This is a genomic window from Streptomyces sp. NPDC088766, assembly GCF_044750845.1.
GTDB lineage: Bacteria > Actinomycetota > Actinomycetes > Streptomycetales > Streptomycetaceae > Streptomyces.
This window is the reverse complement of the sequence record NZ_JBIVKQ010000033.1, coordinates 63,178-74,845: the sequence shown is the minus strand read 5'-3', so window position 1 is coordinate 74,845 and position 11,668 is coordinate 63,178. Positions and strand designations below refer to the sequence as shown.

General features: G+C 68.8%; 12 protein-coding genes and 2 pseudogenes. 5 read left to right on the top strand and 9 right to left on the bottom strand.

Annotation, left to right across the window (positions count from 1 at the left end; all coding sequences use genetic code 11):
- Positions 1–96: 96 nt before the first annotated feature.
- From ACIP5W_RS32605 to ACIP5W_RS32585, 5 genes and pseudogenes are all read left to right on the top strand, one after another.
- Positions 97–648, top strand: a pseudogene (locus tag ACIP5W_RS32605) (transposase); the annotation flags it as partial.
- Positions 649–985: 337 nt separating this feature from the next.
- Positions 986–1,414, top strand: coding sequence for a transposase (locus ACIP5W_RS32600; RefSeq protein WP_401481125.1), 429 nt, complete (start codon positions 986–988; stop codon positions 1,412–1,414).
- Positions 1,296–2,042 carry an IS3 family transposase gene (locus ACIP5W_RS32595; protein ID WP_401481141.1) on the top strand — a complete coding sequence of 249 codons (747 nt, stop codon included), beginning with the start codon at positions 1,296–1,298 and terminating at the stop codon, positions 2,040–2,042. The genes ACIP5W_RS32600 and ACIP5W_RS32595 overlap by 119 nt, the downstream gene beginning before the upstream one ends.
- Before the next feature lie 127 nt (positions 2,043–2,169).
- Complete coding sequence (locus ACIP5W_RS32590) at positions 2,170–3,369, top strand: IS30 family transposase (RefSeq protein WP_401481139.1); 1,200 nt, start codon at positions 2,170–2,172, stop codon at positions 3,367–3,369.
- 4 nt (positions 3,370–3,373) lie between these two features.
- Positions 3,374–3,683: pseudogene (locus ACIP5W_RS32585) on the top strand (integrase core domain-containing protein); the annotation flags it as partial.
- A gap of 17 nt (positions 3,684–3,700) precedes the next feature.
- Here the strand turns inward: ACIP5W_RS32585 and ACIP5W_RS32580 are convergent.
- The 9 genes from ACIP5W_RS32580 to ACIP5W_RS32540 all read right to left on the bottom strand — a co-directional run bounded on the left by ACIP5W_RS32580 (position 3,701) and on the right by ACIP5W_RS32540 (position 11,630).
- Positions 3,701–3,895 carry a hypothetical protein gene (locus tag ACIP5W_RS32580; RefSeq protein WP_401481123.1) on the bottom strand — a complete coding sequence of 65 codons (195 nt, stop codon included), beginning with the start codon at positions 3,893–3,895 and terminating at the stop codon, positions 3,701–3,703.
- Between the two features lie 180 nt (positions 3,896–4,075).
- On the bottom strand, positions 4,076–4,450 hold the full coding sequence (locus ACIP5W_RS32575; RefSeq protein ID WP_401481121.1) for a hypothetical protein: 375 nt from the start codon (positions 4,448–4,450) through the stop codon (positions 4,076–4,078).
- Positions 4,451–4,485: 35 nt separating this feature from the next.
- Positions 4,486–5,085: a serine/threonine-protein kinase gene (locus tag ACIP5W_RS32570; RefSeq protein WP_401481119.1), complete on the bottom strand. Its 600-nt coding sequence runs from the start codon at positions 5,083–5,085 to the stop codon at positions 4,486–4,488.
- Between the two features lie 291 nt (positions 5,086–5,376).
- Positions 5,377–6,687: an MFS transporter gene (locus tag ACIP5W_RS32565; RefSeq protein WP_401481117.1), complete on the bottom strand. Its 1,311-nt coding sequence runs from the start codon at positions 6,685–6,687 to the stop codon at positions 5,377–5,379.
- A gap of 33 nt (positions 6,688–6,720) precedes the next feature.
- Positions 6,721–7,416, bottom strand: coding sequence for a VOC family protein (locus ACIP5W_RS32560; protein ID WP_401481115.1), 696 nt, complete (start codon positions 7,414–7,416; stop codon positions 6,721–6,723).
- A 194-nt stretch (positions 7,417–7,610) separates the two neighbouring features.
- The gene (locus ACIP5W_RS32555) at positions 7,611–8,567 is read right to left on the bottom strand and encodes an amidohydrolase family protein (RefSeq protein WP_401481113.1); all 957 of its coding nucleotides are present in this window, start codon (positions 8,565–8,567) and stop codon (positions 7,611–7,613) included.
- On the bottom strand, positions 8,564–9,004 hold the full coding sequence (locus ACIP5W_RS32550) for a hypothetical protein (protein ID WP_401481112.1): 441 nt from the start codon (positions 9,002–9,004) through the stop codon (positions 8,564–8,566). The genes ACIP5W_RS32555 and ACIP5W_RS32550 overlap by 4 nt, the downstream gene beginning before the upstream one ends.
- Before the next feature lie 38 nt (positions 9,005–9,042).
- Positions 9,043–10,233: an FAD-dependent monooxygenase gene (locus ACIP5W_RS32545; protein ID WP_401481110.1), complete on the bottom strand. Its 1,191-nt coding sequence runs from the start codon at positions 10,231–10,233 to the stop codon at positions 9,043–9,045.
- Positions 10,233–11,630, bottom strand: a complete 1,398-nt coding sequence (locus tag ACIP5W_RS32540) for an MFS transporter (RefSeq protein WP_401481108.1) — start codon at positions 11,628–11,630, stop codon at positions 10,233–10,235. Before ACIP5W_RS32540 ends, ACIP5W_RS32545 begins: the two co-directional genes overlap by 1 nt.
- Positions 11,631–11,668: the final 38 nt, after the last annotated feature.

Below are 11,668 nucleotides of genomic sequence, written 5' to 3'. Positions count from 1 at the left end.
ACCGGCCCGCACCCTCACGCAACTACGAGCCCGCCTACCGTCACACGACGACACCTGCACAGATCAACTCTGACAGTTATTCAGACACAGGCCCCCGGGCGGACGGAGAACTGCCAGATCGGTGTCTTCCTCGCCTACGCCACCGGCCGCGGACGCACCCTCATCGACCGGCGGTTGTATCTGCCTGCGTCCTGGACGGACGACCGTGAACGGTGCCACCGGGCGGGCATCGACGACGCGGTCGCCTTCGAGACGAAGGTGGCCATGGCCAAGGCGATGGTCCGCAAAGCGATCGCCGACAAGGTGCCCTTCCGGTGGGTGACCGCGGACGCCGCCTACGGCTTCTCCAAGGGCTGGCGCTACGACCTCGAGCAGGCGGACGTCTTCCACGTCATGGCCACCACCCGCCCCGACACCGTCGTCACCCGCTTCGCCCTCGACCACCCCGTCCACGGCCTGTTCCCGCGCCCGTCAGCTGGATGCGGACAAAGCAGAAACGGATCCTCCCAGCTCATCCACCTCAGCCTCGCCGAGATCAGACGCCTGATCACCCGCCTCGCCGACCGTCGGCCCACCCCGGTCGACCACATCCCGCACTGGTCGACATGGCGCCGCAGACGGCAACACCAGGCCCGCATCAGTCACTACAAACAGCTCGGACACAGTCCCTGAAACTGGTCAGCAATCAGCACAAGCACCGTTGCAGTACTAAGGCCTGTGCCACCTGCCCCGGCCGCGGCCAGTCTCGTTCTGGCCGGGGACCTCACCGTCCGCTACGCGGCAGGCAGTTACAGCAGACTCGCCACCGACCGCCGGACCGTGTCCCTGCGTACCGATCGCCAAGGCGCGGCCGAGCACAGACACCCTCGACATGGCCTGCTCCCCTAGCCTCTTCAACCGTCTGCACTCGGCATGAGCTGACCCCGGATTCGTGGAGTCCCTGAAGCCAGGCTTATGATCCTGGCCCGAAGGAGAACCACGAGCAGTGCCAGCACCACGTAAATATCCGGACGAGCTCCGCGAGCGGGCCGTGCGCGAGGTCCGCACCACGGGCCGTCCGATCGCTCATGTCGCCAAGGATCTGGGCATCCACAAGGAGGCCCTGCGCGGCTGGTTCCGCCAGGCCGAGGCGGACGCCGGCGAACGCGACGACCGGCTGACCACCGCCGAGCGCGAGGAACTGAAGCAACTCCGCAAAGAAGTAGCCGAGTTGAGGCGGGCGAACGAGATCCTCAAAGCCGCGAGCGCTTTTTTGCGGCGGAACTCGACCGTCCCCGGACGAGGCCGACCAGGTGATCGAGCACCTCAGGGACAAGGGCCTCGGGGTCGGGTTCGCCTGCCGGGTGCTGGGGCTGTCCGAGTCGGCGTACTACGCGCGCAGGAAGCGGCCGAAGTCGGCCCGACGGCTGCGTGACGAGCAGCTCATGCCGCTGATCGAACAGGTCCATGCCGACTCCGGCGGCACCTATGGCGTCCGCCGGATCACCCGCGCGCTCAGGCTCAAGGGTGTGCAGGTGGCCCGCTGCACCGTCGAGCGGCTGATGGCCGAGCTGGGCCTGGAGGGCGTCATCCGCGGTCAGCGGCGGCGGACCACCGTGCCGGAGCCGTCGGCACCCAGGCCCCCGGACCTGGTCGACCGCGACTTCACGGCCTCGATGCCGGATCAGCTGTGGGTGGCGGACATGACGTATGTGCGCACCTGGTCCGGCTGGGCGTACGTGGCGTTCGCCCTGGACGTGTACTCGCGGATGATTGTCGGCTGGCAGGTCGCGAACCACATGCGGACCGAACTGCCTTTGGAAGCAGTGGAGATGGCATTGTGGAGACGCCGGATCAAGAAGGACTCCGGCCTCATTCATCACAGCGACCGCGGGTCGCAAGGCGGATTCAACCGGTCGTCGCAACACCCTGATCTCGGAGGTGTGCGGCGTGGCCACGGCGGACTGGAGTTTGAAGACCAGCGATGTGCCCGAGGAGCTTCGGCGGCAGTGGCGTGCCGACCGGGCGCTGAGGCCGGCGATGCGCTCGCCTGGCCGGCCTGATCCGTCGCGGGTGGTGCAGCGGCAGTTCTGGCGGCTGATCGCCACGGGCATCACGACGGCTGAGGCATCGCTGGCGGTCGGGGTTTCGGTGCCGGTCGGCTCTCGGTGGTTCCGTCACGCTGGCGGCATGCCGCCGCTCTCTCTGGCCGAGCCCACCGGCCGCTACCTGTCCTTCGAGGAGCGCGAGGAGATCGCGATTCTGCGCGCCCAGGACAAGGGCGTGCGCGAGATCGCCCGCGCGCTCGGACGGGACCCGGGGACGATCTCACGCGAGTTGCGCCGCAACGCCGCCACCCGCAGCGGTAAGCAGGAGTACCGGGCCACGGTCGCGCAGTGGAAGGCACAGCAGGCCGCGAAGCGCCCGAAGGCAGCCAAGATCGCGGGCAATGACAGGTTGCGTGAATACGTGCAGGAACGGCTCGCCGGCAGTGTCCGTCGTCCCGACGGCTCGGTTGTCACCGGGCCCAAGACGCCCGCGTGGAAGGGGCTGAACAAGCCGCACCGACAGGACAGAAGATGGGCGACGGCATGGAGCCCGGAACAAATCTCGCGGCGGCTTCGCGTCGATTTCCCCGATGATGAGTCCATGCGCATCAGCCACGAAGCGATCTACCAGGCGCTGTTCATCGAGGGCCGCGGTGCGCTCAAACGGGAGCTGGTCGCGTGTCTGCGGACCGGCCGGGCGTTGCGTACTCCCCGCGCACGGTCGCAGAACAGGCCGCAAGGGCATGTCACCGAGGACGTCGTCCTCAGCCAACGCCCCGCCGAGGCCGGGGACCGCGCGGTCCCCGGACACTGGGAAGGCGATCTGATCATCGGGACCGGCCGCTCCGCGATCGGCACCCTCGTCGAGCGCAGCAGCCGCTCCACACTCCTGGTGCACCTGCCCCGGCTCGAAGGCTGGGGCGAGAATCCGCCGGTGAAGAACGGCACCTCGCTCGGGGGCTACGGCGCGATCGCGATGAACGCGGCGCTCACCACGTCGGTGGCACAGCTGCCCGAGCAGCTGCGCAAGACCCTTACCTGGGACCGGGGCAAGGAACTTTCCGGCCATGCCCAGTTCGCCCTCGATACCGGGACGAAGGTGTTCTTCGCCGATCCCCACTCTCCCTGGCAACGACCAACGAACGAGAACACCAACGGGCTGCTGCGTCAGTACTTCCCGAAAGGCACAGACCTCTCCCGGTGGTCGTCCGCGGACCTCGAAGCCGTCGCCCTGGCCATCAACAACCGGCCCCGCAAAATCCTCGGCTGGAAGACCCCAGCGGAGGTGTTCGAGGAACAGCTACGCTCGCTACAACAGCCCGGTGTTGCAACCACCAGTTGAACTCGCCCAATACGTATCAATCCGGTATACCGAGAGGCTGTCCGAGATCGGGGCTTCAGCGTCGGTCGGCTCGGTCGCGGACAGCTACGACAACGCGATGGCCGAGGCGCTGAACGGCACCTTCAAGGCTGAGCTGATCGAGATGCAAGGACCGTGGCGGGACGTCAACCAGGTCGAGCGTGCGATCTTCCAACTTCCAATGGGTCACCTGGTACAACGATGAACGGCTCCACTCCGCCCTCGACTACGTACCACCCGCCGAGTACGAACGCGACTGGTGGCGACAACAGGAAGCCACCCCGCAGTCCGCCTGAAACACGATCACCGGACTCTACGAAACTCGGGGCAGCTCACGGTCCTGGACCCGAAGGATCGTCCTGCGTGAGCCGCCGCCGCTCCCGTTCGGCTCGACACCGCCGTCCTCGTACCAGTCGAGGTTCGCATGGGCGAGATCGACCGGGGTCGTCTTCTCACCTGTGCTCTTGCGGACCTTGACCTGGAAGACATCGTTCGGATCCGTGTACACGACTTCGGGCCATCGCGCGTCGGACGGTCTTTCCGGTGTGAACGCCGTGGGCATGCGGAGCGAGACCGGGATGGCCTTGTCCGTGTACGCCACGTTCCGGCGCGCCCAGTTCGCCGGCGGTTCAGAGTTCGACGGGTCCGACGGGTCCGACGGGTCCGACGGGTCCGACGGGTCCGACGGTCAGAACGGCCGGCTCCAGTAGGCGGATACTCCCAGCAGAACCAGTACGCACAACGCGATCAGCACCGTCCGGGCAGCGCGCCGCCGGGGCACGCGCGAGGCTCGGGCCTGCGGGGCCACCCCGTCGATGGCGGCCTCAAGTTCTTTACGGACGACCTTGGTTGAGGGCCTGACTGCGGGCTCTGGACTCAACAGCCCCATGATGACGGGCTTCAACGCACCGGCCTTCGCGGGTTCGACGGGACCGTCCAGCCCGAGGGCGGCCCACTCCTGGAAGGGCTGGCGACCTTCCACCGCCTCGTACAGGACGACTCCGAGCGACCGCAGATCGGCCGCCTGGCCGACATCGCGCTGCAGCAGCCGCTCCGGCGACATGTACGGCAACGATCCGCGAGGTCGTCCCTTGCAGGTCAGCTCATCGCCCCCTCGATCCTGGCGATGCCGAAGTCCATGACCACGACCTTGTCCTCAGGCCCGACCATAATGTTGGACGGCGTCACATCGCGGTGCAGCACACCCACGCCGTGTGCCGCCTCCAGCGCCTCCAGCGCCCTGAGACCGATCCGGGCGGCGCGTACGGGTTCGAGCGGACCGTCCAGCAACACCTCCTTCAGCGTGCGGCCCTCGACCAACTGCATCACCAGACAAGGCCGTTCATCCTCGTCGAAGATGTCGTACACCTGGACCACCGAAGGATGCTCCGACTTGGCCGCGGCCTCCGCCTTGGTCAGCATCCGTCGGTCGGCCTCGGCCAGTTCCTCGTCGTCGCCGTGGCCGTTCCGGAAGTAGATCTCCTTGATGGCCACTTCCCGGTTCATACGGGTGTCCAGGGCACGCCACACCTTGCCCATGCCGCCAGCGCCGAGCGGCGCGAGTACGCGATACCGGCCACCGCCGAAGGTGCGGATCTCCTGGTTCGCCTCGGTCGTCTGGTCCGAGGGAGAGTCCCCAGTCGAGGCGGCATCCTCGGACGAAGGGTCGATATCCGACGAATGACCCGATCTCGTCACAGCTCCGTATGATGCCAGCGCCGTTGCCCGCCCCTTGAGCCCAAACACGAGACGTGACAACGCTGTTACACAGGAGGTACGCCAACTCTGGTCCGGCGTCGTCGGTCCGAGCCCGTCCCGTCCCCGACCGATGACATCGAGCCGACCGGCCCCCGCCCGCCGCCGGGCGAACGGCGCGCCCCCGGGCGGCCGTCGAGCGTGGTTCGCCGGAACAGTCGAGGGTGACGGCACGGCCGGCGCAGCGCCGGGCCGTGACCGCCACGTCCTGTGCGGTGTCCGCGAATCAGTCGGTCAGCGCTTGCCGAGCTGTCGTGTCGGTACCCGATGTGTTTCACGGCCACTCAGTGCCGCGAGTGAGGACACCACCGAGACGGCGATGCAGATCCACACAATGGTGTGCCAGGTGCTCGCTCCGGCGTTGAGCGCCTCGGCGAGGGTCGGGGCGAATCCCGATGCGAGCAGGCCGAGCATCAGTCCCACTGCCATGCCGGTGTAGCGGACGGGCGCGGGGAACTGCTCGGGGTAGTAGGCCGCTCCGACACCGATCGGCATGATGTAGAGAATGCCCTGTCCGATGATGCCGGCGGCGAAGACGAGCGGGGTGTTGCCCGCGTCGATCGCGCTGAACAGTACGAGGAGGGACAGGCTCGAGCCCAGTGCGCCGACGACGAACACCGGCTTGCGGCCGATCCGGTCCGACAGCTTTCCGACCAGCGGGGCCATCGCGACCGCGGTCAGGTTGCCCAACGACACGACGGTCAGCATGACGGGCCGGGTCATGCCGGCGGTGCCGGTCGCGTAGGCAAGGGCGAAGACGGTGAAGATGGTGCCGACGACGTTGATGGTGCTGCAGATCGCCACGCGGAGAGTGACCGTCCAGTACTCGCGCATCAACCTGGCGATGGGCAGGGACGCGTTTTCGTCGCGCTGCTGCATGTCGGTGAACACCTCCGGCTCCTCGACCTTGCGCCGGAGAAGGTAACCCACGATCGTCAACACACCACTGAGCAGGAACGGCAGCCGCCAGCCCCAGGTCAGGAGCTGGTGCTCAGGAAGGGTTGCCAAAGGCAGGAAGACCAGACTGCCCAGCCCCATCCCGAGCTGCATCCCGCTCATCGAGAAGCCGGCGTAGTAGGCGCGTTGGCTCTCGGGGGCGTGCTCGATGGTCAGCGAGGTCGATCCGGGTGATTCACCGCCCGCGGAGAGGCCCTGCACCAGTCGCAGCAGGACGAGCAGGATCGGAGCCGCGATGCCTATCGTGGCGTAGGAGGGCAACAGTCCGATGGCGAAGGTGGCGACGCCCATCAGGCCGATCGTCAGGACCAGGGCAAGCCGGCGCCCCAGCTTGTCCCCGACATGTCCCCACAGCACCGCGCCGAACGGACGGGCGACGTAGGCGACGCCGAACGTGCCGATCGACAGGAGCGTTCCGCTCCCCCCGGAGTCCGGGAAGAAGACGTCGCCGAAGACCAGAGCGGCGGCCGATCCGTAGATGAGGAAGTCGTAGTACTCCAGGGCGCTGCCGAAGAAGCCGGAGACGGCCGCGCGGCGGACGGTGCGGGATCTCGACGTGCGGGGGGCTTGCAGAGCGGATGTGAGCACGGGGTTGCTCCAGGGGTGATGCTGAGCTGTGGCTCAGTGGGTGATCGGGTTGAGGCGTATGGTCCGGGGGCCGTCGGTGGTGCCGAACGTGACCGCGTAGAGCCCGTCCGGAGCGCCGGTGTAAACGATGTCGACGCCGAGTTCGGCGGGTGCGACGACGTCACCGAGCCAGGCCTTCAGGTCGGCTTCGGTGCCGCCGATCTCTATGCCGGTGACCCCCGTTCCCCGTACGTCACCGGTTCCGGGTTGCGGGGGGAGCAGGCTGGAGTGGTTGGTCAGGTCTGGGACGTAGTAGATGTTGGGCTTGCCGACCAGCCAGGAGTTGCGGAAGTCCGGCGCGTGCACCGACGGTGAGGTGCCTTGCGCAGGGACCATGCGCACCTTTCCACCGGCGATGTCGCCGCTCGGTGTGACGCCGCGGTGACGGGCGAACTCGGCCACCTCGTCGAGGTTGTCGCTGCGCAGGCAGAGTCCGGCGAAGCAGTCGCCCCGGGCGGTCTGGCGTTCCAGCTCCAGAGCCATCGGCGCCCGTTCGGCGATCATGCGGTGGTCGACGATGCTCTCGACCTCGATGTAGACGAGGCCGCCGAGGGACAGCAGCTTCTGTCCCAGGCCCAGGCCGGGGAAGTAGCCGCCGTCGGCGCTGCCCAGGCCGGTGGCACGGCTCAGGTCGGCCGTTGTCCGGTACAGGTTGTCCGACCAGACAGCTATGTGGTCAAGACTGATCAAGGTGCTTTCCTGTCGTTGAAGAAGGAGCGCGGTTCGGGGCAGCACGGCCGATCGCCGGACTGTGAAGGGCGTTGTCCCGCAGGCTGGTCAGGGTCCTCGGGTCTGCCCGGCACGGCCGGGCGCAGAGCCCGGCCGTGACAATGCGGGCCGGCGGATCCCCTACGCGGCTCACCGGTGACCGCTGCCGCGGGTGCTTACGGCGCCCATCCCAGGTAGGCGCGGGCATTCGCGGTCAGCGTGTCGGTGTCCAGGCCCCCTGCCGTGGCGAAGGTGAGGGGATCGCTCTGCGCCATGTCGAACGGGTAGTCGCTGCCGCACAGCACGGACTGTTTCCCGACCCGTTGGACCAGGAGGTCGCGCAGGGCCGGATCATGGGTGACCGTGTCGAAGTACAGCTCCCGTGCCGCCTGGCCGGGTGGGCGGGTCGAGTCCCGGCGGACGTCCTGGCGCGCATGCCAGCCGTGGTCCCAGCGACCCAGGAGAGACGGAGCGCAGCCGCCACCGTGCACGAAACAGATCCGCAGTCCGGGCAGCGCCTCGTGTACACCGCCGAGCAGCAGGGCGGCTACGGCGGTGGCTGTCTCCACGGGGTTGCCGACCAGGTTGACCAGGTAGTGGTGCGACCATTCCGGCCGGGACAGTTGCATGGGGTGCACCAGCACGGCGAGTCCGAGCCGTGTGCACTCGGTGAGCACATGCCGAAGGACGCCGGAGTCGAGTGACTCGCTGCCGAGGAGCGGAGGGATCGCCACGCCGGCGATGCCTTGCGTTGCTGCCAGGGTCTCCAGCCGGGCGGTTGCCGTCGCGGCGCTGTCCAAGGGCACCAGACCGAACCCGGCCAACGCGCCCTCGGAGTCGGAAACCGCAGTGGCGAGTGCGTCGTTGAACGCGTCGACGTAGTCGGCCGCCGGCCCGGCCACCGGAAAGGCGAAGGGCGGAGCGGACAGAACACGCACGGCGATGCCGGTCTCGGCCATGTCGGTGCGGATTGCCGAGATGTCGCTCATCGCGCGAGTGGCGATGGACAACGGGACGTCTCCGAGGTGGAGTTCGCCGTCGCGGTCTCGAAGCGGCCCGTACGGCGCACCGGGCGGCAGCCCGAACAGTTCCGTGGGCAGCCAGTGCGCGTGGATGTCGATCCCGCCGGTCATGCGGGGTCCAGCGGGAGCGGCTCGTTGGCGCTGTCGAGGTGCTCGACGGTGGTGAACACCAGCTCGGTGTCCCCCACGTTCTCGATGTCGTGGAGGAGGTACTGTCCGGCCGCGAAGGTGAAGTGCCGTGTCTCGCCCGCGGCGTAGGAGACTTCGCGGGTGGTGCCGTCGCTGGTGTGCTGGCGGCTGCGGCCTGCGTTCACCGCGGTCCAGAAGTAGTCCAGCACGTGCCGATGGGCGTGCCAGCGCTCGCCGGGCGCGAGGCGGATCTCCCAGACCCGTACGCGGTCGTTCTGGCTGAGCAGCCGTGAGCCGACCGCCCCGTCCTGGGCGTGGGCGTCGAACTCGGCCCGCAGCTCGGGGCTCCAGCCCTCGAAGTCGCTGCCGATCAGTTCGCCGGCCAGCGGTAGGTCGGACAGGAACGCGGTGTCGGTCATCTCGGATCTGTTCCTTTCGGGTGTGGGGTGGCGGGTACTCAACGGCCTGGGCCGTAGAGGCCGAAGCGGAGGCTGGGGTCGCCGGGTGTCCAGGTGTTGTGGAACTGGGAGCGCTCGCCCATGTCCTTGACCCGGTCCAGCAGCCTGGCGGCCAGTTCGAGCTGCACGGGCTCCCATTTGCGCAGTGCGGCGGGGATGTCGCCCTCGGAGGAGGTCAGCGCGTCGGCCAGGGCCCAGGCGTCGGCGGCGGCTTTGGCTGTGCCGGCGGCGGCATGGGGGCGGGCGGCGGATGCCGCGTCGCCGAGCAGGGCGACCCGTCCGTCGGCCATCTTCGCCGACCGGACGTCGGAGACGACCTGTATGTAGGGCTGTTCGGTGCCGAGAACGACTTCGGTGGCGGCCGGGGCCAGCGACTGGGCGGCGGTCGCGCGCATCTCCTCGACGTAGCGGTCCTGGACCTGGCCGGGGTGCAGCGAGACGGTGCCGGTGAAACCGCGCTTGTCGATCAGCATCTCGGCCAGTTCCGGGCCGGTCGGCACATTGCGGTACCAGACGTAGTTCATCAGCCGGTCCTGCGGGCCGGTGCCGGTCTCGCCCGGAATCGGGTAGAGCGTGATGTGGGAGTGCGGGACGACGCTGTAGGAGATGGCGTTGCCCAGCAGTGACCGCACCTCCGGGGGCAGTTGCCGCTCCGGTACGGTGCCGCGCCAGCCGATGTATCCGGAGTACTCCATGGCGGAGTCCGGGTCGAGCAGCCGGCGGCCGACGGAGGTGATGCCGTCGGCGAAGACCACCAGTTCCGCTTCCGCCGTACGTCCGCTGACGAAGCGGACGGTGGCACGGTCGGCGTCCTGGGTGAGGCCGCAGGCGAACTCGCCCAGGTGGTAGCGCTCGGTGCCGAAGTCGGCGAGCAGGGCGCGGTAGAAGGTGCCCCAGGAGGTGTAGGTCCAGCGGCGCTCCTCGCGGTGGATGATCTCGTTGTCGGGGCCGAGGTACTGCACGTGGTCGGTGGAGGTGGACAGGGCCTCGGGGTGCTGGTCGCTGCGCTCCGTGAACCAGCGGACGGTGTCGGGTTGCAGTACGATCCCGCCGCCTCGCCCGTCCAGGGGCGTCGGGGTGCGCTCGAAGACGTCGACGTCGAAGCCGAGGTCCCGGAGCAGCAGTGCGGTGGTCAGCCCGCCGATGGAGCCGCCGATCACGAGGGCGCGGGCGTGGGCGTACGGGGACATCAGGACGTCTCCTCGAGTTGGGCCGCGGTCCGCGGTGCGGGGTCCGGGTCGGAGGTGGGGGTGGGGTCGGTGGGCAGGGCCTGGCCGCGGGTTTCGGGGGCGAAGAGGAGACCGAGGGCGCCGAGCATGCCCACCGCCACGACGCAGGTGGTGGCGAGGCCGAGGTCGCCGCCGAACCAGGACGCGGCGATGACGCCGGCGACCAGGGGGCCTGTCGCGGTCAGGTACCGGCCGATGCCGTTGTAGAGCGCTATCCCGGTGGCGCGTACGGAGGGCGGGAAGAGTTCCGGTCCGTAGACGAGGATTCCGGACAGGGCGCCGTAGAGGCCGAAGCCCGCCACGGGGATGACGGCCAGGAACGTCGCCCAGGCGTGGTCGAAGGGGAAGAGGAATCCGACGCCGGCCGCGGAGACCGCGAAGCTGGTGAGGAAAGCCCCGCGGCGGCCGATCGCGTCGGCGAGGAAGCCCCAGGTCGCGTAGCCGAGCACGCCGCCGGCGTTGAAGAGCATGGAGGCGGTGGCGACGCGGGAGTTGGCCACGTCCGGGGACAGCGCGGCGGCCGCGGCCGTCTGCCGGATGATCTGCGGATACCAGGTGGAGACGCTCCAGAAGGCGACCAGCGAGCCGGTGGCGAGCGCGGTGCCGACCAGGGTGGGCCGCAGCAGCGGCGGGGTGAGCAGCCGGGCCAGGACGAAACGGTCCTGTTCGGCGCGGTGGCCGCGGGATCGCCGGGCGCGCCGTGCGGTGATGGTGCTGCGGATCTCCGGCGGCTCCGGTACGTGCCGGCGGATGAAGTACACCAGCAGTGCCGGCAGGACGGCTATGCCCATCATCAGGCGCCAGCCGTGGTCGCCGATGAGCGCGTAGGACAGCGCGGCGAGGAAGAAGCCGATCGCGTAGCCCGACATCATCACTCCGCAGGCGCGGGCCCGGTAGCGGTTGCGCCACACCTCGGCGACCAGCGCCGCGCCGACCGGCGCCTCGACACCGGAGCCGAGCCCGGCGATGAAGCGGAGCAGGCCCAACTGCCACCAGGTGTCGGCGAATGCGGCGAGTGCGGTGAACACGGCGTAGGTGACGATGCCCGCCGACAGCACCCGCACCCTGCCGAAGTAGTCGGCGAGGATGCCGAACAGGATGCCGCCGGTGCCCCATCCGAACAGGAAGAGTGCGACGGTCAGGCCTCCGTAGAGGCCGATGGCCTCGCCGGCGGGGGCGATGCCGCTGTGCGGCAGCAGTTCCGTCATCGCCGGGCCGAGGATCAGTGCGTACAGGCTGCCCGCGAACCCGTCCAGCGCCCAGCCCATCGTGGTACCTGCCAGGACCAGCCATTGGGTGCGGGTGATGACGGTGCGCCAGGTCCCAGGCGGCGCAATGGTGGTTCCGGAATTCGACATGGTCGGCTCCTTTGCCAGAGGTCGAACGTGGCTGGGGG